This window comes from Micromonospora sp. AB353 (assembly GCF_049538395.1).
Lineage (GTDB): Bacteria > Actinomycetota > Actinomycetes > Mycobacteriales > Micromonosporaceae > Micromonospora > Micromonospora aurantiaca.
In genome coordinates this window covers 64,097-83,797 of record NZ_JBMVFV010000004.1, presented here as the reverse complement: position 1 = coordinate 83,797, position 19,701 = coordinate 64,097, and the positions used below count along the sequence as shown (strand labels likewise).

General features: G+C 73.3%; 21 protein-coding genes and 1 riboswitch. Of the genes, 12 read left to right on the top strand and 9 right to left on the bottom strand.

Translation table 11 applies throughout. The features are described from left to right. Nucleotides 1-145: 145 nt before the first annotated feature. From eccCa to ACPCK6_RS03265, 7 genes are all read left to right on the top strand, one after another. Entirely contained in the window at nucleotides 146-4,111 is a 3,966-nt protein-coding gene (gene eccCa / locus ACPCK6_RS03295) for a type VII secretion protein EccCa (protein ID WP_423480299.1), read from the top strand. Between the two features lie 73 nt (nucleotides 4,112-4,184). After that, nucleotides 4,185-4,595: a YbaB/EbfC family nucleoid-associated protein gene (locus ACPCK6_RS03290; RefSeq protein WP_135243012.1), complete on the top strand. Its 411-nt coding sequence runs from the start codon at nucleotides 4,185-4,187 to the stop codon at nucleotides 4,593-4,595. A gap of 16 nt (nucleotides 4,596-4,611) precedes the next feature. Next, complete coding sequence (locus tag ACPCK6_RS03285) at nucleotides 4,612-4,905, top strand: hypothetical protein (RefSeq protein ID WP_194798849.1); 294 nt, start codon at nucleotides 4,612-4,614, stop codon at nucleotides 4,903-4,905. A 31-nt stretch (nucleotides 4,906-4,936) separates the two neighbouring features. Continuing rightward, the gene (locus ACPCK6_RS03280) at nucleotides 4,937-5,665 is read left to right on the top strand and encodes a hypothetical protein (RefSeq protein ID WP_135243014.1); all 729 of its coding nucleotides are present in this window, start codon (nucleotides 4,937-4,939) and stop codon (nucleotides 5,663-5,665) included. Between the two features lie 12 nt (nucleotides 5,666-5,677). Further along, on the top strand, nucleotides 5,678-5,947 hold the full coding sequence (locus ACPCK6_RS03275) for a hypothetical protein (RefSeq protein ID WP_423480298.1): 270 nt from the start codon (nucleotides 5,678-5,680) through the stop codon (nucleotides 5,945-5,947). Between the two features lie 216 nt (nucleotides 5,948-6,163). Next, a complete protein-coding gene (locus tag ACPCK6_RS03270) occupies nucleotides 6,164-6,472 on the top strand; it encodes a WXG100 family type VII secretion target (protein ID WP_013283772.1) in 309 nt (102 codons plus the stop codon). A gap of 28 nt (nucleotides 6,473-6,500) precedes the next feature. Continuing rightward, on the top strand, nucleotides 6,501-6,782 hold the full coding sequence (locus tag ACPCK6_RS03265; RefSeq protein WP_013283773.1) for a WXG100 family type VII secretion target: 282 nt from the start codon (nucleotides 6,501-6,503) through the stop codon (nucleotides 6,780-6,782). A 60-nt stretch (nucleotides 6,783-6,842) separates the two neighbouring features. On the opposite strand, the gene mycP is transcribed toward ACPCK6_RS03265, so the two are convergent. Both mycP and ACPCK6_RS03255 read right to left on the bottom strand, forming a co-directional pair. Continuing rightward, nucleotides 6,843-8,081, bottom strand: a complete 1,239-nt coding sequence (gene mycP / locus ACPCK6_RS03260; RefSeq protein WP_318332125.1) for a type VII secretion-associated serine protease mycosin — start codon at nucleotides 8,079-8,081, stop codon at nucleotides 6,843-6,845. Nucleotides 8,082-8,138: 57 nt separating this feature from the next. Continuing rightward, nucleotides 8,139-8,480: a helix-turn-helix transcriptional regulator gene (locus ACPCK6_RS03255; RefSeq protein ID WP_396882133.1), complete on the bottom strand. Its 342-nt coding sequence runs from the start codon at nucleotides 8,478-8,480 to the stop codon at nucleotides 8,139-8,141. 167 nt (nucleotides 8,481-8,647) lie between these two features. On the opposite strand from ACPCK6_RS03255, the gene ACPCK6_RS03250 reads away from it, so the two are divergent. After that, nucleotides 8,648-9,301 carry a carbonic anhydrase gene (locus ACPCK6_RS03250; protein ID WP_318332127.1) on the top strand — a complete coding sequence of 218 codons (654 nt, stop codon included), beginning with the start codon at nucleotides 8,648-8,650 and terminating at the stop codon, nucleotides 9,299-9,301. 57 nt (nucleotides 9,302-9,358) lie between these two features. Here the strand turns inward: ACPCK6_RS03250 and ACPCK6_RS03245 are convergent, their stop codons facing one another. The 4 genes from ACPCK6_RS03245 to ACPCK6_RS03230 all read right to left on the bottom strand — a co-directional run bounded on the left by ACPCK6_RS03245 (nucleotide 9,359) and on the right by ACPCK6_RS03230 (nucleotide 12,750). Further along, complete coding sequence (locus tag ACPCK6_RS03245; protein WP_318332128.1) at nucleotides 9,359-10,387, bottom strand: coiled-coil domain-containing protein; 1,029 nt, start codon at nucleotides 10,385-10,387, stop codon at nucleotides 9,359-9,361. Between the two features lie 4 nt (nucleotides 10,388-10,391). Further along, nucleotides 10,392-10,522: riboswitch (cyclic di-AMP (ydaO/yuaA leader) on the bottom strand. 154 nt (nucleotides 10,523-10,676) lie between these two features. Further along, nucleotides 10,677-11,951: a YibE/F family protein gene (locus tag ACPCK6_RS03240; RefSeq protein ID WP_396882135.1), complete on the bottom strand. Its 1,275-nt coding sequence runs from the start codon at nucleotides 11,949-11,951 to the stop codon at nucleotides 10,677-10,679. 163 nt (nucleotides 11,952-12,114) lie between these two features. Then, the gene (locus ACPCK6_RS03235; protein ID WP_030503502.1) at nucleotides 12,115-12,324 is read right to left on the bottom strand and encodes an SHOCT domain-containing protein; all 210 of its coding nucleotides are present in this window, start codon (nucleotides 12,322-12,324) and stop codon (nucleotides 12,115-12,117) included. A gap of 126 nt (nucleotides 12,325-12,450) precedes the next feature. Beyond that, complete coding sequence (locus tag ACPCK6_RS03230) at nucleotides 12,451-12,750, bottom strand: metal-sensitive transcriptional regulator (RefSeq protein WP_013283780.1); 300 nt, start codon at nucleotides 12,748-12,750, stop codon at nucleotides 12,451-12,453. An 80-nt stretch (nucleotides 12,751-12,830) separates the two neighbouring features. Here ACPCK6_RS03230 and ACPCK6_RS03225 point away from each other — a divergent pair, with 80 nt between their 5' ends. The 4 genes from ACPCK6_RS03225 (at nucleotide 12,831) to ACPCK6_RS03210 (ending at nucleotide 16,568) form a co-directional block, all read left to right on the top strand. Further along, on the top strand, nucleotides 12,831-13,037 hold the full coding sequence (locus tag ACPCK6_RS03225; protein ID WP_423480297.1) for a heavy-metal-associated domain-containing protein: 207 nt from the start codon (nucleotides 12,831-12,833) through the stop codon (nucleotides 13,035-13,037). A 36-nt stretch (nucleotides 13,038-13,073) separates the two neighbouring features. Continuing rightward, nucleotides 13,074-14,054 carry a DUF8832 domain-containing protein gene (locus tag ACPCK6_RS03220; RefSeq protein ID WP_423480296.1) on the top strand — a complete coding sequence of 327 codons (981 nt, stop codon included), beginning with the start codon at nucleotides 13,074-13,076 and terminating at the stop codon, nucleotides 14,052-14,054. Between the two features lie 17 nt (nucleotides 14,055-14,071). Beyond that, nucleotides 14,072-16,327, top strand: coding sequence for a heavy metal translocating P-type ATPase (locus ACPCK6_RS03215; protein WP_423480295.1), 2,256 nt, complete (start codon nucleotides 14,072-14,074; stop codon nucleotides 16,325-16,327). A 67-nt stretch (nucleotides 16,328-16,394) separates the two neighbouring features. Beyond that, nucleotides 16,395-16,568, top strand: a complete 174-nt coding sequence (locus ACPCK6_RS03210; RefSeq protein WP_281943306.1) for a CsbD family protein — start codon at nucleotides 16,395-16,397, stop codon at nucleotides 16,566-16,568. A 66-nt stretch (nucleotides 16,569-16,634) separates the two neighbouring features. Here the strand turns inward: ACPCK6_RS03210 and ACPCK6_RS03205 are convergent, their stop codons facing one another. The 3 genes from ACPCK6_RS03205 to ACPCK6_RS03195 form a co-directional block, all read right to left on the bottom strand. After that, nucleotides 16,635-17,885 (bottom strand): RNA polymerase sigma factor, encoded by a 1,251-nt coding sequence (locus ACPCK6_RS03205; RefSeq protein ID WP_423480294.1) that lies wholly within the window; start codon nucleotides 17,883-17,885, stop codon nucleotides 16,635-16,637. Next, nucleotides 17,882-18,244 (bottom strand): YciI family protein, encoded by a 363-nt coding sequence (locus ACPCK6_RS03200; RefSeq protein ID WP_228531393.1) that lies wholly within the window; start codon nucleotides 18,242-18,244, stop codon nucleotides 17,882-17,884. Before ACPCK6_RS03200 ends, ACPCK6_RS03205 begins: the two co-directional genes overlap by 4 nt. Nucleotides 18,245-18,344: 100 nt before the next feature. Beyond that, the gene (locus ACPCK6_RS03195; RefSeq protein ID WP_423480293.1) at nucleotides 18,345-19,535 is read right to left on the bottom strand and encodes a DUF2786 domain-containing protein; all 1,191 of its coding nucleotides are present in this window, start codon (nucleotides 19,533-19,535) and stop codon (nucleotides 18,345-18,347) included. Nucleotides 19,536-19,701 lie beyond the last annotated feature (166 nt).

Sequence of the window (19,701 nt, the reverse complement as noted above, 5' to 3'; positions counted from 1 at the left end):
CGATCCGCTGGGCCGTCGGCGTCGCCCCACGGGTCCACGACGCCTGACGGAGATTACCTACGATGGCGGTCGCACAGGTTGCCCACCCGACGCTCACCGGCGGTGGCAGACCACGATCAGGGCCGCTTCTGGGGAGGGGAGAGCCGTGAGTACGGTGGTGTTCCGCCGACTTCCGCGTCAACCGGGGCCCGCGCTGCCGCGCGGCGAGGTGCTGCTGGAATCCCCGCCCGAGCTGCCGGAACCGCAGGCCAAGGGCATGGGCCAGGTGCTGATGATCCTGCCGATGCTCTGCGGCGTGGGCGCGATGGCGTTCCTCTACGCCGGCCGGGGCGGCGGCATGATGACGTACGTCGCGGGTGGTCTGTTCGGTGTGTCCATGTTGGGCATGGCGATCGGCACGCTCGGCAACGGCGGCAAGGACAAGGCCGAGCTGAACGCCCAGCGGCGCGACTACATGCGGTACCTCGCGCAGATGCGCAAGCGCACCCGGCGGGCGGCCGAGCAGCAGCGCGCCGCGATGACCTGGCGGCACCCGGAACCGGACGCGCTCTGGTCGATCGCCGCCTCGCGCCGGCTCTGGGAGCGGCGGATCACCGAGGACGACTTCGGCGAGGTACGGATCGCGCTGGGCCCGCAGCGGCTGGCGGTGGAGATCGTGCCGCCGGAGACCAAGCCGGTGGAGGACCTGGAACCGATGAGCGCGATCGCGCTGCGCCGGTTCGTCCGGGCCCACTCCAGCGTGCCGGATCTGCCGACCGCGCTGTCGATGCGCGCGTTCAGCCGGATCGCGTTGCGCGGCGACCGGGAGCCGGTGCTGGACCTGGCCCGGGCCGCGCTGGGTCAGCTGGTCACGTTCCACGCCCCGGAGGACCTCCTGGTGGTCGTGGTCGCCGCGCCGGACCGGCAGGCCGCCTGGGACTGGGTGAAGTGGCTGCCGCACGCCCAGCACCCGGGGCGTACGGACGCGGCGGGCGCGCGCCGGATGGTGTTCGCCGCGCTGGACGAGGCGGAGACCGCGCTGGCCCAGGACCTGGGCGGACGGCCCCGGTTCGCGCCGGAGGCGAAGCCGTTGACCACCGCGCCGCACGTGGTGGTGGTGCTGGACGGCGGCGAGGTCTCGGCGACCTGCGCGCTGACCGGGCCGGGCCTGCTCGGCACGACGGTGTTCGACCTGTCCGGTGCGGTCCCGCGCGACGCCGGCCGCTGGTTGCTCTGCCTGGACGCCGGCGACGGCACCGGGCTGGACCTGGTGCGCGGCACCGCCACGTCGCGGCTCGGCCGGCCGGACCGGCTGTCCCTGAGCGCGGCCGAGGGGCTGGCCCGGCAGATCGCCCCGTTCCGGCTCTCCCAGCAGCAGGGCGCCAGCACCGAGGAGCCGCTGGCCCGCAGCATGGAGCTGCCCGACCTGCTCGGCGTCGGCGACGCGGCGACTGTGGACACCCGGCAGACCTGGCGTCCGCGCAGCCACCGCGACCGGCTGCGCATCCCGCTCGGCCTGGGACCGGACGGCAACGTGGTGGAGCTGGACTTCAAGGAGTCCGCGCACGAGGGCATGGGCCCGCACGGCCTGGTGATCGGCGCCACCGGTTCCGGCAAGAGCGAACTGCTGCGGACGGTGGTCGCGGCGCTCGCGGTGACGCACTCGTCGGAGGAGCTGAACTTCGTCCTCGTCGACTTCAAGGGCGGCGCCACGTTCGCCTCACTGGACGCGTTGCCGCACACCAGCGCGGTGATCACCAACCTGTCCGACGAGCTGCCGCTGGTGGACCGCATGCGGGACGCGCTCGCCGGTGAGATGAACCGCCGGCAGGAGGTGCTGCGGGCGGCGGGCAACTACGTCTCCCGGTACGACTACGAGAAGGCGCGGGCCGCCGGTGAGCAGCTGGAGCCGATGCCCAGCCTGCTGATCATCTGTGACGAGTTCTCCGAGCTGCTCGCCGCGAAGCCGGACTTCATCGACCTGTTCGTGATGATCGGCCGCCTCGGCCGGTCGCTCGGCGTGCACCTGCTGCTCGCCTCGCAGCGGCTGGAGGAGGGCAAACTGCGCGGCCTGGACACGCACCTGTCGTACCGGATCGGTCTGCGCACGTTCTCGGCGGTGGAGAGCCGGATCGTGCTGGGCGTGCCGGACGCGTACGAGCTGCCCAGCGCACCCGGCCACGGCTACCTGAAGACCGACACCGCGACCATGCTGCGGTTCCGCGCCGCCTACGTGTCCGGCCCGTACCGGGCGCCCGGGCAGGTGCAGCGCTCCACCCGGGCGCAGGTGCAGCGCCGGATCGTCCCGTACGGCATCGACTACGTGCCGGTGCCGGCGGCGCCGAGTCCGGCGGAGGCCGCGCCGGAGCCGGAGCAGAGCGGCGACGGCAAGGCCGTGGCGATGCTGGACGTGCTGATCGACCAGCTCAAGGGCCGCGGTAAGCCGGCGCACCAGGTGTGGCTTCCGCCGCTTGCCGAGCCGTCCGGGCTGGCCGAGCTGCTGCCGAAGCTGAGCGTGCACCCGACGTACGGCCTGACCACCGCCGACTGGCCGGGCCGTGGCCGGCTCGCCGTGCCGGTCGGCATCGTGGACCGCCCGTACGAGCAGCGCCGCGACCCGATGATGGTCGACCTCGCCGGGGCCGGCGGCAACGTGGTGATCGTCGGTGCGTCGCTGAGCGGCAAGAGCACCATGCTGCGCTCGATGCTGGCCTCGCTGGCGCTCACCCACACGCCGCGCGAGGTGCAGTTCTTCTGCCTCGACTTCGGCGGCGGCGCGCTGCGCAGCCTGGACGGGCTGCCGCACACCTCGGGTGTGGCGGGGCGGCGCGACGTCGAGGCGGTCCGGCGGACGGTGGCCGAGGTGGTCGCCGTGATCGACGAGCGGGAGAACCGGTTCACCCAGCACGGCATCGACTCGGTCGCGAGCTACCGGCGCCGCCGGGCGGCGGGTGAGTTCGCCGACGACCCGTTCGGTGACGTCTTCCTCGTCGTGGACGGCTGGAACACGCTGCGCCAGGAGTACGAGGAGCTGGAGCAGACGATCACCAACCTGGCGAACCGGGGCCTCGGCTTCGGCGTCCACGTGGTGATCACGGCGGTGCGCTGGGCGGAGATCCGGATCAACATGCGGGACCTGCTCGGCACCAAGCTGGAGCTGCGGCTCGGTGACCCGTCGGAGTCGGAGATCGACAGGCGGGCCGCGCAGAACGTGCCGGTGGGCGCGCCCGGTCGGGGTCTGACCCGGGACAAGCTGCACTTCCTGACCGCGATCTCGCGGATCGACGGCAAGCGCGACATCGAGGACCTGACCGAGGCGTCGGTGGCGCTCGCCGGTCACGTCGCGGCGAACTGGCCGGGGCAGCCGGCGCCGAAGGTCCGGCTGCTGCCGCGCAAGCTGGCGGTCACCGAGCTGGCGAAGGTCGTCGACAGGTCCGCCCCGGGCATCCCGATCGGCGTCAACGAGTCGGCGCTCGCCCCGGTCTACCTGGACCTGGCGGGCGAGCCGCACCTGACCGTGTTCGGCGACGCCGAGTGCGGCAAGACGAACCTGCTGCGGCTGATCGCCCGGGGGATCGCCGAGCGGTACACCCCGGCCCAGGCGCGGCTGGTCATCGCCGACTACCGGCGTGGTCTGCTGGGTGCGGTCGAGGGGGACCACCTGCTCGACTACGCGCCGTCGAACCAGGTGTTCAGCCAGGGCCTCGGCTCGATCCGCAGCGCGTTGCAGAACCGGCTGCCCGGCCCGGACGTGACCACCGCCCAGCTGCGTGACCGGAGCTGGTGGAAGGGGCCGGACCTGTACATCCTGGTGGACGACTACGACCTGGTCGCTTCCGGTGGCAGCAACCCGCTGAGCGCACTGCACGAGCTGCTGCCGCAGGCGCGCGACATCGGCCTGCACCTGATCATCACGCGCCGGGTCGGCGGTGTGGCTCGGGCGCTGTACGAGCCGGTGCTGCAACGCCTGCGCGAGCTGGACTCGCCGGGCCTGCTGATGTCCGGCAGCCGGGAGGAGGGCGCGGTGTTCGGCAACCTGCGGCCGACCCCGCAGCCGCCGGGCCGGGGCACGCTCGTGCGCCGCCGCGACGGCCAGCAGCTGATCCAGACCGCGTGGACGGAACCGGCCTGACGGGACGGACGGCGGGCCGCCGGTCCGGTAGCGTCGGCCCGATCGACAGCCGCGAGTGGGAAGGGGCGCGTCCGTGAGCAGCCCGTCGGGTTTCGGTGCCGCCGTGGAGGGTCTGCTGCGGCAGGCGCAGGAGCAGCAGCGCCGGCTGGCCGAGGTCCAGCGGCAGCGCGCCGAGCTGCGGGTGACCGGGGAGAGCCCGGACGGCCTGGTGCGGGTGACAGTCGACGGCGACATGAAGGTCGGTGACGTCGAGCTGAACGCGCGGGCGATGCGGCTGGACAGCTTCTCCCTGGCCGAGGCGATGCAGGCGGCGATCGACGCGGCCTACGCCGCCTTCGAGGAGCGGCAGCGGGAGTTGCTGGGCGAGATGCTCGGCGACTCCGAGATGGTCCGCCGGGCGCAGGACGGCACGCTCACCCCGGAGGACTGGTTCCGTCAGTTCGGGGTGGACCTGTCCGACCCGACCCGCAATCTGCGGCGCTGAGCGAGAGGAGCCGACGATGCCGAACACGGTCGACGTCGATGCGATCCGGAAGGCCGGGCAGCGGCTCGACGCCCCGGACGGGCCGATCCAATACCTGCGCAACGTCGAGACGTTGCTGGCCGAGGTGAAGCTGCCCGGTGGCGCGCTGAGCTGGTTCGGCACCGGCGCGGTGGAGCGGCACAACGCGGCGGTGGACGGGCACCTGGACAACGTCCGCACCGGTGTGGAGCATCTGCGCAGGGCCGCCGCGCAGCTCGAACAGAGCGCGAAGAACTGGGAGAAGTCGGATCAGCCCTGGGTGGTCAAGTGATCGGCCGGGCCCGTCACGGGAAGGACGCCTGATGCCACCGGAGATCCTCATCGCCAACGCCTCCGGGACGGTGACCGGCTCGGTGTCGGTCGCGCAGACCACGGCGCCGGTCCGGTCGGCGGCGGCCATCGCCAAGGGCAACCTGGTCTGGATCGCCGCCTCGGCGGCGCTGATCGGCACGATCCTCTACCTGGAGTCGTTCGACAACCAGGAGGTGAACGAGTCCATCAAGAAGTGGGACGAGGCGGCCCGCCTGCTCGGCGCGGACCAGTTCGGCGCGGCGATGGCGGCGGTCCCGCCGGACGCGGCGGAGTGGGACTTCGACGACCGGGACGCGTTCGACCTGTTCCTGCGCAAGCTCGGTGCGGAGATCAACTCGCTGGCCGAGGCGTTCGCCGCCAACCGGGACACGCTCACCGCCGCCCGGGACGCGTACAACGACGCGGTCTCCGGCCTGGCCCAGGCGCTCATGCCGATCCTGGTCGCGGTGATCGCCTCGATCGCGCTCCAGTTCTTCCCCGCGACGACCGCGCTGGCGCAGGCCATCGGCATCGCCGGCCTGGCCGCCACCGCCGCCATCCTGGTCCTGGTGTTCGGCGAGATCAGCGCGCTGCTGCACGCGCTGATGGCCGCCTTCCACACCGACAGCCGGTTCACGTTCACCGCGGACTCCCGTCCCGGCTGGGCGCCGACCGGCTCCGACCCGGACATCAAGGACATCAAGATCGACTGGGTGCGGGACTCCAAGTTCTACGGGTGACGGGAGCGACGCGTGGACACTCTGCTCTTCTCGCTGCTGCTGTACGTCCTGCTGACCATCCCGGTCTTCGTGGTCCTGATGCTGGTCGCCGGGCTGAACCGTTCGGCGCGGCTGCGCCGGGCCGCCGAGGTGGTGGCGCTGAGCACCTGCGCGGCGCTGCTGGTGCTGTCGTTCCAGCGCGCGTTCGAGAAGCCGGTGCTGTGGGTCGTGGTGGTGATGCTGGTCGCGGTGCTGGCCTTCGGCGTGTCGACGATCGTCAAATCCTCGCGCGATCGGTCCTGACCTCCGCGTCGACGGTCCACCTGGTACGGAGGGGGTTGCGGGCCGCGTCTGTCGACAGTGGCGTGTCGGAATACGACGATGGGTCAGCAGGGCTGCGCGGGTTGGACATCGTCCGCTACGGTTCGGATGAAGTGTCCGTCGGTGGGGTGTGTACGCCTTGCCGCGGGGGAGGGCGCGGCGGAACCGCCGCCACAAGATGACGGAAGGGTGTGAAGCATGGCGTTCGAGGTCAGTGCAGCGACTCTGCACACCGCCGCGAGTGACGTGCGGTCCACGCGCAGCGACGTCGACGGCGAGCTCAAGAAGCTGTGGAACGTGGTCGACGACCTGGCGATGGCCTGGAAGGGCCAGGCGTCCACGGGCTTCCAGAGCCTGATGACTCGCTGGAACGAGGACACGACGAAGCTGCTGACCGCGATGGACAACATCGCGGACCTGCTCGACAAGTCGGGCACCACGCACCAGGTCAACGACGAAGAGCAGCAGCAGATGCTGGACAAGTTCCACGCTGCGCTCAACCCGTGATCCGCGAAGACAGGCAGAGGAGGAATCGATGAGCATCAAGGTTGACTACGCTGTTCTGGAGAGCAGCAACCAGCAGATGCAGGCCATCTCGCGGACCATCGACGAGAAGCTCGACACGCTGCGGGCGATGCTGACCAAGCTCGAGTGGGAGGGCCAGGACCGGGCCGCCTACCAGCAGCACCAGGCTCAGTGGGACGCCGCCGTGCGGGACATCAACAAGGTCCTGAACGAGATCGGTGGCGCGGTGGGCATCGCGCGCGAGAACTACATGACCACGGAGATGAGCAACTCCAAGGTCTGGGGCAACTGACCCCGACCGGTCCACAGCGGCTCCGCTACGGCTCCCGCCGGGCGGAGCCGTCGTGCATCGTCAGGCGTCCTGCGGGACGTCGCGCCGGCCCGGCCGCCACCCGCGCCGCCGTCCGCGTACCAGGATGGGCCGCAGCGTCAGCAGGACGCCGGCCAGCAGCGCGCCGACGACGGCGACCCAGATCGCGACGGTGCGCTGCCCGGCCAGCGGGTCGGCCGGCGGCGCCGGTGGCGGCATCGCGCCCAGCGGCGGGTCGCTGCGGGTGCCCAGCAGGCTGGTGACTGCCCGGTACGGGTTGACCATCCCGTAGCCGACCTCGGCGTTGTGCCCGTCCGGCGGGCTGTCGGCGGTGCGGGTCAGCCGGTAGGCGACCTCGTCGGCGCTGATGTCCGGGTGCGCGGCCCGCACCAGCGCGGCCACCCCGGAGACGTACGCGGTGGCGAAGCTCGTCCCGCCCTGCGGCTCACCCCGGTAGCCCGGCCCCTGCGGCGCGGGCCCGACGATGTTCAGGCCGGGGCCGGCGATGTCCACATAGTCCCCGCTGACCGAGCTGCCGACGTGCCCGCCCTGCTCGTCGATCCCGGCGACGGCGACGACACCCTCGTACGCCGCCGGATAGGCGGGCCGGTCCTCCCGGTTCTCCTGCCGGTTTCCGGCGGACGCGACGATCACCACGTCCTTGCCGAGCGCGTACTGCACGGCGGACTTCAGCGCCGGGTCGTCGAGCGTGACCAGGGACAGGTTGATCACGTCGGCGTCGTGGTCGACGGCCCAGCGGATCGCCTTGCCGATCTCGGCCGGCACGTCCGGGTCGAAGTTCTCCTTGTTCTCGGCCAGCACCCGCAGCGGCAGGATCTTCGCCTCCGGCGCGATGCCGGTGTACGGCGTGCCGGTGCCCTCCCGGCCGGCGATGATGCCCGCGACCATGGTGCCGTGGCCGACCAGGTCGCACTGCCCCTTCAGGCGGACGAGCTGGTTGAAGTCCTCACCCGGCAGCACCCGCCCGCGCAGCAGGGGATGGGTCGGTGAGACCCCGGAGTCGATCACCGCGACGGTGATCCCGGCGCCCTTGCCGAGCCGCCAGGCGGCGGCCGGGTCGAGGCGGCTCAGCGCCCACGGCACCTCGGTGGGTGCGGGGCCGCCGGCCGGGCCGCACTTCGGGGCGGCCAGCGCGGGCGCGGGCACCGCCAGCGCGCCGCCGAGCAGGGCGGTCACCGCCGCTCCGGAGAGGACGGACCTGATCCGGTGTCCGGCCCGGACGCGTCCCGTGGTCGCGCCCGGCCGCAAGCTGTCGCGCACGCGGTGAGATTACCCGCCGCACCCGCCTGCGCGGGGCACACGTGGTGCCGGCCCGGGTCACCGGCCGGCGGAGGCGTCCCCGGCGGGCTCGGCGGCGAACAGGGCCAGTAGCGCGCCGACCTGCTGGTCGGCCTCGGCCGGGTGCCGGAAGCGGCCCTTCGGGTTGACCGTGTACTCGTTGCGCCGTCCCACCCGCGTACGCCGCAGGTAACCCCCTGCTTCCAGGTCGGCCACGATGGCCTGGGCCGCCCGCTCGGTCACGCCCACCTCGTCCGCCACGTCGCGCAGCCGGGCGGTGGGGTTGCGTGCGATAGCCAGCAGCACGTGGCCGTGGTTGGTGAGGAAGGTCCAGTTACGGCGGCTCCCGTCCTCAACTGGTGTGGTCGCCATGGTGGTCATGCTATGGCCACGTTCGCCACCTGCCGAATCGGCGCGGTCCGGGGCGGGGCGGAGACGGGAAAGTATGAAATGCGTATCACGAATCTTGACGGACCCCGAGGGGCGTGTGACCGTGGGTCGCGAGGCCGTTCGGCCTGGTGGTTCCCCAGGTAGACGAGGTGAGGGACATGACGCCGAGCACCCCGGAACAGGCACTGACCGAGCTGCGTGCCGGTAATCACCGGTTCGTCACGGGCGTCCCGCAGCATCCGAATCAGGACGCCGGGCACCGGGCGGCGGTGGCCGACGGCCAGCACCCGTTCGCGGTGATCGTCGGCTGCTCCGACTCGCGGCTCGCCGCCGAGATCATCTTCGACCGCGGTCTCGGTGACCTCTTCGTGGTGCGTACCGCCGGGCACACCGCCGGGCCGGAGGTGCTCGGCAGCGTCGAGTACGCCGTCACCGTGCTGGGCACGCCGCTCGTGGTGGTGCTCGGGCACGACTCGTGCGGCGCGGTCCAGGCCGCCCGGGAGGGGGTCCGGACCGGTGCCGCCCCGGCCGGGCACCTGGGCGCGGTGGTGGACGCGGTCTCGCCGAGCCTGCTGCGCGCCGCCCGCCAGGGCGTCGAGGATCTCGACGGGATCATCGACGTCCACATCGCGCAGACGGTGGAGACGCTGCTGGCCCGGTCCGCCGTGCTGGCCGAGCGGGTGGCCGCCGGGCGGTGCACGGTGGTGGGCATGTCGTACCGGCTCGCCGGTGGCGAGGTGCGGACCGTGGCGCAGGCCCCGGCCCCGCTGCCCGCCCCGGCCGCGCCCGCCGACCCGGCGCTGGCGAGCTGACCCGTACGGACGAGAAAAGGGGCCGCCCGAGGGCGGCCCCTTTTCGTGGTGTCCGGGTCAGAGCAGCGACATGTGGACGTGATCGGTGTGGTTCGACGGTCCGCTGTACGAACTCCAGCCGGTGGCCGGGAACCAGATCTGCCGGTTCCAGATGACGTAGTAGATGCCCAGCCGGTCGGCGTTGCGGATGAGGAAGGCGGCCACCTCGTTGCCGTACCGGCGGGTGTCGTTGTTGTGCCAGGGCGCGAAGCCGCTGTTCTGGAGCGACCAGTCGCACGCCTTGCCCTTGGGGTGCTCCCACGGCCCGCCGGGCCGGTAGCAGCCCACGAAGCGCTTGAAGCCGGCGCGCCGGACCTCCTTGTACGCGTGCAGCGTGCGCGGCGTGACGCAGCCCGAGGTGGTCGGGTCGTCCTCGCTGCACGACTCGGCCTTCCACCCGCCGTCGGAGGTGCGGCCGGGGGCGATCTTGGCGACCGGTGAGGTGGCGGAGACCAGGCCGCCGGTGAAGCCGAGACCGCCGACGAGCTTCAGCGCACGCTCGGCCTGCACCTTCTCGCGCTCCATCGCGTTCTTCTGCTTCTCCTGCTCGCGCACCTCGGCGTCGAGCGCGATCTTGGCCTGCTCGGCGCGGGTCTTGACCGCGTTGATGGCGGCCAGGCGCTGCGCGTTGAGGAGGTTCAGCTCGTCCAAGGCGTTGACCCGGCGGACGAACGAGTCGGGGGAGTTGCTCTCCAGCAGCATCGCCATCGCGCCCATCCGGCCGGTCCGGTAGGACTGGGCGGCGAGCTGGTTGACCTGCGGGCTGAGCGCGTCGAGTTCGGCCTGTGCCGTCTTCACCTCGGCCGCCAGCCGCCGCTGGCGGTCCTGGGACTTGGCGAGCTTCGCCTTGGCCTGGAGGAAGTTCCGGTTGGCGGAGTCGATCGCCTCGGTGATGAGCGGCGGGTCGCCGTCCTCCTCGTGGCCCGAGGGGTTGCCGGGGGCCGCCGCGGCGGGGGCCGCGGTCGCCGGGTTCGGGCCGGCCAGCACGGCCAGCGAGGCCAGCACGGCCACCACGGGTGTCAGCCAGCGGCGCAGGGGTGCCGTCACAGTGTTCCCTTCCGTCGGCCGCCGACCGGGTTAGCTGACGGGTTCGGGACGGAAGTGGCCCCTACCGCTGTCGCGGATTCACCCCATGTACCTGGTTCCCCGGTTCGCCCGTGGGCGATTGGGCGGCGGCACCGCTGGCGCCGGTGCGCGCCTTCGGCGGTGACCGGCAGCGAGGTTACCTGACAGCACTCGTGAGGATCTACGTCCGGAAGCCGACCAATAGCGAGATTTCGCCGTGGCACACCGTGACCAGCGTCGCGTTTGAATTCGATGGTCACGCTGCGGAGTGTCACCATGCGGCCTCCGTACTCCTTCCGCCGCCGAGGGCCTCCAGCGCGTCGTCCCGTCCGGCCGGCGGCGGGGGCGCGGCGGGCGCCGGCTCCGCGCCGGGCGAGCGCCGCCCGGCGGTGGTCACGATCGCGGCCAGTCCGGTCGTCAGCGGTACGGCGGCGATCAGGCCGAGCGTCGCCACCGCGCTGCGGACGATCTCCTGGGCGAGGAACTCACTGGTGAGGATCTCGCTCACCGGGCGGGAGTCGGCGACCAGCAGGAGCAGCAGCGGCAGTGAGGCGCCCGCGTACGCCAGCACGATGGTGTTGACGGTGGACGCGATGTGGGCCCGGCCGACGCGGGTCGCCGCCCGGTAGAGCTGCCGCCGGGACAGTCCGGGGTTGGCGTGCGCCAGTTCGGTGACGGTGGCCGCCTGGGTGACCGTCACGTCGTCCAGCACGCCCAGCGAGCCGATGATGATGCCGGCCAGCAGCAGCCCGTGCAGGTCCACGTCGCCCTGGAACATGGACAGCGTGGTGGCGTCCTCGCTGCCGAAGCCGGTCAGGTGGGTGGCGGACGTGGCGAGCAGGCCGAGCACGCCGGTGACCACCAGGCTGCCGAGCGTGCCGAGCACCGCGACCGACGTCTGCGCGGTGATCCCGTGCGTCAGGTAGAGCACCACGAACATGATCAACGCGGCGCCGACGATCGCCACGAGCAGCGGCGGCTGGCCGGCACCGATACCAGGCAGCACGAAGCCCAGGAGGATGGCGAAGCTGGCCACCAGGCCGCCGAGCGCGGCGAGCCCGCGCCACCGGCCGAACGCCACGATCGCGGCGGCGAACAGCACCATCAGCCAGATCAGCGGCGTACCGCGCTGGTGCTCGGCGATGTTGTAGGACTTCACCGCCGGGTCGGCCGGGTCGGTCAGCTCGACCAGGACGACCTCGTCGCCGACCGCGACCCGGGGAGCGCCCGGCCCGGCCGGGATCGGCGTCTCGACCTGCCGGCCCGCGTCCGGGCCCTGCTCGGCGGTGACCGTCACGGTGCCGCAGGGGCCACCGCCGCCCTCCGGGGCCTCCGGCGTCGGCGGGCAGGGCTCGGTGACCACCCGGGTCACCGTGCCGTGGTAGCGGGGGACGTCAGCGCCGCCGATCGGCTCCCGGTCCTGCCCGGGCCAGAGCACCAGCGCCGCGATCACGGTGAGCGCGAACAGCGGCACCACCACGGCGACGAGCAGCCGTCGTACGCCCGGCGGCGCGGCGGGCGCGGGGTGGGTGTGGTCGGCACCCATGAGGTCTCTCCCAACGGTCGCGGCGACGCCTGGTCCGCCGGACCGGTCTGGTCACCCGGCCGGCGCGGACGTGTCGACCACGTCCGGGTCGTCGTCCGGCCATGGTAGGCAGCCCGGCCGTCCGCTCCCGCACACCGTGGCCGTTGACGCGCGCACCGCGTGGTCAGGCCAGGCCGGCCCGGCGTCGCCGGTACTCGTCCTCGTCGATCTCGCCGCGGGCGTACCGCTCGTCCAGGATGCGCCGGGCCGTCGTCGGGCCCAGGTACTGCGGGCCGGTCCACCGCACGGCCGCCCAGACGAGCCCCGCCAGCACGGCGAGCACCAGCAGGGACCAGATCCACATCCAGCCCATCATCGGGCTCTGCCACATCATCGGGCCGCCCTCCGTCCGTCACCGCGGGTCCGCCGGGCCGGCCTGCCCGCCACATCGACGGTACGTCCGCCCGGGCGCGTCGGCGCGGGTCGATGTGCCCTGGCCGGAGGGGTCGAAGGTCCCCGCTCAGCCGCGCTTCATCAGGCGGCCGACGGCGGCCATCATCTCGGTCGCCATCTCGTCGGCCCGGCCCTCGGCGGCGCCCTCGTGCATGCAGTGCCGGGCGTGGCCGTCGAGCAGGCCCAGCCCCACCTTGTCCAGCGCCGCCTGGATGGCCGAGATCTGGGTCAGCACGTCGATGCAGTAACGGTCGTCCTCGACCATCTTCTCGATGCCACGGACCTGGCCCTCGATCCGGCGGAGCCGGGCGAGGAGTTGGTCCTTGCTGGCGGTGTAGCCCCGGGTCGGGCTGGACGGCGCGGTCATGAAACCGAGGATAGCGTACCCCACGGGGGTATGCTAACGTTCGGAAAGTACCCCTGGGGGGTATCAGATCGGAGGGCGAGATGGAGACCACCTACCAGGTGAACGGCATGACCTGCGGGCACTGCGTCAACTCGGTGAGCACCGAGCTGAGCGCACTTCCGGGCGTCACCGACGTCCAGGTCGACCTGGCCGGCGGCCGGGTCACCGTCACCAGTCAGAACCCGCTGGACGTGGACGCGGTCCGCGCGGCGGTCGACGAGGCCGGCTACGACCTCGCCGGTGCGTGACGGGTCCGGCGGACCCGCGACAACCGAGGAGACACCATGAACACGGCGACGAAGCTCAGCGGCTTCGCGCTCGGCCTCGTGGCGGTGTTCGGCGCGGCGTACGGGATCGGCAACCTGGCCGATCCCGTCGCCCCGGCCGCCGAGACCCGACACGACGACAGCGACAGCGACCACGGGGCCGGCGACACCGGCCACGGTGACGAGAGCCAGGTAGGCGGCGCCTCCGCGCACCTGCCCGGCGGGCTGCTCGTCTCCGAGCGCGGCTACACGTTCCAGCCCGCCGACGCCCCGGCCGGGCAGTTCGCCTTCCGGATCACCGGCCCGGACGGCGCACCGGTCACCCGCTTCGAGGTGGCCCACGACAAGCGCATGCACCTGATCGTCGCCCGCCGGGATCTGTCCGGGTTCCGGCACGTCCACCCGGAGATGGCCGGCGACGGCACCTGGCGGGTCGCCTCACCGCTGCACGGCCCCGGCGTCTGGCGGGCGTTCGCCGACTTCACCCCCGAAGGCGGCGAGCCGCTGACGCTCGGCCTGGACGTCACGGTCCCCGGCGAGCTGACCGCCCGGCCGCTGCCCGCGCCGGCGACCAGCACCACAGTCGACGGCTACACGGTCACCCTGACCGGCACGCCGGAGCCGGGCCGGACCAGCCGGCTCACGCTCTCCGTCAGCCGCGACGGGCGGCCGGTCACCGACCTTGCGCCCTACCTCGGCGCGTACGGGCACCTGGTGGCGCTGCGGCAGGGCGACCTGGCGTACCTGCACGTGCACCCGGAGGGCGTGCCCGGCGACGGGCGCACACCCGCCGGTCCGGCGATCACGTTCGCCGCCGAGGTGCCCTCGGCCGGGGCGTACCGTCTCTACCTGGACTTCCGGCACGGCGACGCGGTGCACACCGCCGAGTTCACCGTCCTCGTCGGCGACCGGACCGCGCCGCCGCCCGCCGCGCCGGCATCCACCACCGCACCGACCCCGGCCGCCGGACACGGCACCCCGGGGCACGGGCACAGTTGAGCGCCGGAGGTGCCGCGATGACTGCCACGGGAAAGGCGCTGCCCACCGCGCCGAACCTGATCGAACTGGCGATCGGCGGGATGACCTGCGCGTCCTGCGCCGCCCGGATCGAGAAGAAGCTCAACCGGATGGACGGCGTCGAGGCGACGGTGAACTACGCCACCGAGAAGGCCACGGTCCGGTACGCCGACGACATCGCGCCGGCCGACCTGATCGCCACCGTCGAGAAGACCGGCTACACCGCCGTGGTACCGCCGCCGCCCGAGCAGGCGGAGGCGGCAGCGGGCGGGGAGCCGGTGGACGAGCTGCGCACCGCGCGTACCCGGCTCTGGGTCTCCGCCGTGCTCACAGTGCCGGTGATCGTGCTCGCCATGGTTCCGGCCTGGCAGTTCGACTACTGGCAGTGGGCCTCGCTCACCCTGGCCGCCCCGGTGGTGGTCTGGGGCGGGCTGCCGTTCCACCGCGCCGCGCTGATCAACCTGCGGCACGGCGCGGCGACCATGGACACGCTCGTGTCGCTCGGCACGCTTGCCGCGTTCGGCTGGTCGCTCTGGGCGCTGTTCCTCGGCGACGCCGGCATGCCCGGGATGAAGCACCCGTTCAGCCTCGACATCACCCGCGGCGACGGCGCCGGCAACATCTACCTGGAGGCCGCCGCCGGGGTGACCGTGTTCATCCTGGCCGGACGGTACTTCGAGGCCCGCTCCAAGCGCACCGCCGGGTCGGCGCTGCGCGCCCTGCTCGACCTCGGTGCCAAGGACGTGGCGGTGCTGCGCGACGGGCAGGAGACCCGGATCCCGGTCGGCCGGCTCGCGGTCGGGGACCGGTTCGTGGTCCGGCCCGGCGAGAAGATCGCCACCGACGGTGTGGTCGAGGAGGGCACGTCCGCAGTCGACGCCAGCATGCTCACCGGCGAGTCGGTGCCGGTCGAGGTGGGCCAGGGCGACGCCGTGGTCGGCGCCACGGTGAACGCCGGCGGCCGCCTGGTGGTCCGCGCCACCCGGGTCGGCGGAGACACCCAGCTCGCCCAGATGGCGCGACTCGTGGAGCAGGCACAGACCGGCAAGGCGGCGGTGCAGCGGCTCGCCGACCGGATCTCCGGCGTCTTCGTGCCGATCGTGATCGCGCTGGCCGCCGGCACGCTCGGCTGGTGGCTCGGCACCGGCTCCGGGCCGACCGCCGCGTTCACCGCCGCGGTAGCCGTCCTGATCATCGCCTGCCCGTGCGCGCTCGGCCTGGCCACCCCGACCGCGCTGCTCGTCGGCACCGGGCGCGGCGCACAGCTCGGCGTGCTGATCAAGGGGCCGGAGGTGCTGGAGTCCACCCGCCGGGTCGACACCGTGGTGCTGGACAAGACCGGCACCGTCACCACCGGCCGGATGGCGCTGGCCGAGGTGCTGCCCGCCGACGGCGAGGACGCCGCCGAACTGCTCCGGGTAGCCGGCGCGCTGGAGGCCGCCTCCGAACACCCGATCGCGCGGGCCGTCGCCGAGGCCGCGGCCGAAGCCGGACCGCTGCCGCCGGTCGGCGAGTTCGCCAACGCCGAAGGGCTGGGCGTGACCGGCACCGTCGACGGCCGGACCGTGGTGGTCGGCCGGGCCCGGCTGCTGCGGGAGCGGGGTCTGGACGTACCCGAGGAGGTCGTGCGGTCCGCGACCGGTGCGGAGGCCGCCGGACGGACGGCGATCCTGGCCGGCTGGGACGGGCGGGCCCGGGGCGTGCTCGCGGTGGCCGACGCGGTGAAGCCGACCAGCCGGGCGGCCGTCGCGCGGCTGCGTGAGCTGGGCCTGAAGCCGGTGCTGCTGACCGGCGACAACACGACTGTGGCGAAGGCGGTGGCGGCCGAGGTCGGCATCGACGAGGTGATCGCGGAGGTGCTGCCCGCCGACAAGGTCGACGTGGTCGAGCGGCTCCAGCGCGAGGGCCGCGTGGTCGCCATGGTCGGCGACGGGGTGAACGACGCCGCCGCGCTGGCCCGCGCCGACCTCGGGCTGGCCATGGGCACCGGCACCGACGCGGCCATCGAGGCGGCCGACCTGACGCTGGTCCGGGGCGACCTGATGGCCGCCGCGGACGCCATCCGGCTCTCCCGGCGGACGCTGGCGATCATAAAGGGCAACCTGTTCTGGGCGTTCGCCTACAACGTCGCGGCGCTGCCACTGGCGGCGGCCGGACTGCTCAACCCGATGCTCGCCGGAGCGGCCATGGCGTTCTCGTCGGTGTTCGTGGTGGGTAACAGCCTGCGGTTGCGGAGCTTCCGCCCGATCGGGTGAGGGGATTGAGCCGACGACCGACGGGGTAACCAGTTGTCGTCAGGCAACCGCTTCAGTGGAGGTCATCATGGGTCTGGACGACAAGATCGACAACGCTTCCCAGGACACCGCGGGCAAGGTCAAGGAGGGCATCGGCCGGGCGACCGACAACGAGCGCCTCGAGGCCGAGGGCCGCAACGACCAGGCGGGCGCCAAGCTCAAGCAGGCCGGCGAGAAGATCAAGGACGCCTTCAAGAGCTGAGTACGCGACGCACACACACCACCGGGTCGGCCCACGGGCCGGCCCGGAGTGCTGTCCGGGCGCGGGTCAGCGCGGCCGGTCACCGGTCAGGCGCGCGGCTCGTACCTCCAGATAACGTCGCTCCGGCAGGCTCGTGGTGGCCCGCGCGGCGGCCAGGTACGCGGCCCGGGCCTCCGCACGGTCACCGGCCAGGTCGAGCAGGTGCGCGCGGACGGCGGCCAGCCGGTGGTGCCCCGCGGTCCGGTCGTCGCCGTCGAGCGTGGCCAGCAGCGCCAGCCCGGCACGCGGGCCGTCGACCATGGCCACCGCGACGGCCTGGTTGAGCGTGACCATCGGGTTCGGCGCGACACGTGCCAGCACCCGGTAGAGCGCGACGATCTGCCGCCAGTCGGTGTCCTCGGCGGTGGGCGCCTCCGCGTGCACCGCGGCGATCGCCGCCTGCACCTGGTACGGCCCCGGCGCCGACCAGGTGAGCGCCTCGGTCACCAGCGCCACCCCCTCCGCGACGGCGTCCCGGTCCCATCGGCTACGGTCCTGCTCCGCCAGCGGCACCAGCTCGCCGTCCGGCCCGGTACGGGCAGCCCGGTGCGAGTCGGTGAGCAGCATCAGCGCCAGCAACCCGGCCACCTCGCCGTCGTCCGGGAGCAGCCGGCGCAGCTCCCGGGTCAGCCGGATCGCCTCCCCGGTCAGCTCGGCCCGGCGCAGCGCCTCGCCGCTGGACGCGGTGTAACCCTCGTTGAAGATCAGGTAGAGCACCCGCAGCACGGCGGCCAGCCGCTCGTCCCGGTCGGCCGGGGACGGCAGCGTGAAACGCGCGCCGGACGCCTCGATCCGCTGCTTCGCGCGGCGGATCCGCTGACTCATCGTCGCCTCCGGCACCAGGTACGCGCGGGCGATCTCGGCGGTGCTCAACCCGCCCACGGCGCGCAGTGTGAGCGCCACCTGCCCGCTCACCGGCAGCGCCGGATGGCAGCAGAGGAACAGCAGCTTCAGCGTGTCGTCGCCGCTGGGCGGCTCCTCGTCGGCGGGCGGGGCGACAGCCGCGTACGCGGGCTGCCGGACCGCGACAGCCACCTCGCGTTCCCGGCGGGCGTGCTCGCTGCGCCACTCGTCGGTGAGCCGCCGGGTGGCGACGGTGACCAGCCAGGAGCGGGGGTGGTCGGGCAGGCCCTGCTCCGGCCACTGCACGGCGGCGGCGAGCAGCGCCTCCTGGACGGCGTCCTCGCAGGCGGAGAACTGGCCGTGCCGGCGGACGAGCACGCCGAGGACCTGCGGCGCGAGCGTACGCAGCAGGTCCTCGACCGCAGGTGATGTCACATCTCCGTCCCGGCCTGCTCCATCACCGCGCGCACCTCCAGCACACCGAAACCGTGCCGTACGTCGGGCCAGCGCGCGGCGATCTCGGCCGCCCGCTCCGGGGTCTCGCAGTCGACGGTCAGGTAGCCGGCGAACTGCTCCTTGCTCTCCATGAACGGCCCGTCGGTGACCTCGGCGCCGCCACCGGCCGCCGGGCGGGCCGTACGGGTCTGCGAGGGGTGGGCGAGCGCCTCGCCGCCGACCAGCTCGCCGGACTCGGTCAGCTCCTTCATGATCTCGTCGACCTCACCGAAGATCGCGGTGCGTTCCGCCTCGGACAGCTCCTCCACGAAGCCGGGCCGGTTCCAGATCAGCAGCATGTACTTCACGGTGCACTCCTCGGGTGCGGGCCACCGGCGGTGGCGCCTCGCAGACGGGTCGGAGCCGGTCCGCCCGATCCGACATCATCACCCGGGAAGGTCAGCGGCCCCCGCGTACCGGACGGCGTGCCGGACGGCCGGGGTCGAGCGAGGCGCGGTCGGCCGCGCTGGTGCCGGAGACCCAGCCCTGCTCGTCGCGCACCTGGAGGCGGTGCCGGGTGGTGCCCGGAAAGAGCTGGTCGACGCGTTCCCGGACGGCGTCGGAGCGGGCCGCGAGCACCGGCAGCAGTCGGTCGTCGTCGAGTTCCTCTGCCGCCGCCGCGCTCGCCGACCGCAGCCGGTCGCCGACGCGTAGCGCGAACGCGTTGAGGAACGACTCGTCGTAGCCCTTGGTGCGCCGCCCGCCGGCCCTGCCGCGCTCGCCCCGGCCGCGCAGCATCGCGGCGGTGGCCTGCACGAGCAGCGACGTGTGCAGCAGTTCGACAGCCGCCAGGTCGGCCGGGAAGCCGAGCACGGTGGCGAAGCCCAGGTCGTCGGACCAGACCGACTCGCACCGGTTCGCCGCCGCGACCTCCTGGATCAGCAGCGCCTTCGCGGCCGCGTACGGGGCGTCGACGCCGATCCGTACGCCACCCGGGCCGCCGGTCCGGTCGGCCCCGGCGTCGAGCAGCGCCGCGTCGATGCTGTGCCGGGCCATCAGCTCCTGCGCCTTCGCGGTGAACGCCTCCGCCTCGGCCGGGTAGCCGGTCGACTCGGCCTTCGCCAGCAGCGCGCGTACCCGGTCGAGCATCCGGGAACCGCTCGGTGTCGCGGCGGCCAGGGCGGTACCGGCCGAGCCGGGCGGCGGCCGGAGCGCCGCGATCGGCGGCAGCCCCGCCACCAGGACGATCGCGTCGACCGCGTCCCGCAGCGCGGTGATCCGGTCCCCGTCGGCCCGCCGGTCCAGCCAGCCCGCGTCGTCGTCCCAGCGGGCACCCGTCTCGGTGAGCTGCTCGTCGAACCAGGCCGGGACCGGCGTGGGCAGCGTGCGCCGCTGCGCGGCCATCGCGTCGCGCAGCAGCCGGGCGCCGCGCGGGGTGAGCCGCCGGACGGCGAGCCGATCCAGGTCGGCGGGCTGCCAGCCACGCGGCCAGAGCCGGCCCACGTCCCGTGTGAGCCGGGCGAGCAGCGCCGCGTCCACCGCCGCGCCGTCGGCCACCACGAGCCCGTCGAGGGCCCGCTCGGCAGCGCGTACGTCGGTGCCGCGCGCGGTCGCGACGGCGGCGTCGAGCAGTCGCTCGGCTGGTGACACGGGTGGCTCTCCCTGAACTCCGACAGGCGGCAGGTCGCCCACCCCGGTACCGACGGTACCCGGCCGCCCGTTCAACCGTCCGGGCCCGGCGTCCGTACTCCTGCCCGGAGCGGGGCGGGACGACGGACGGAGATCACGTGGGCGGGCATGACCGGGGGCTGCACCG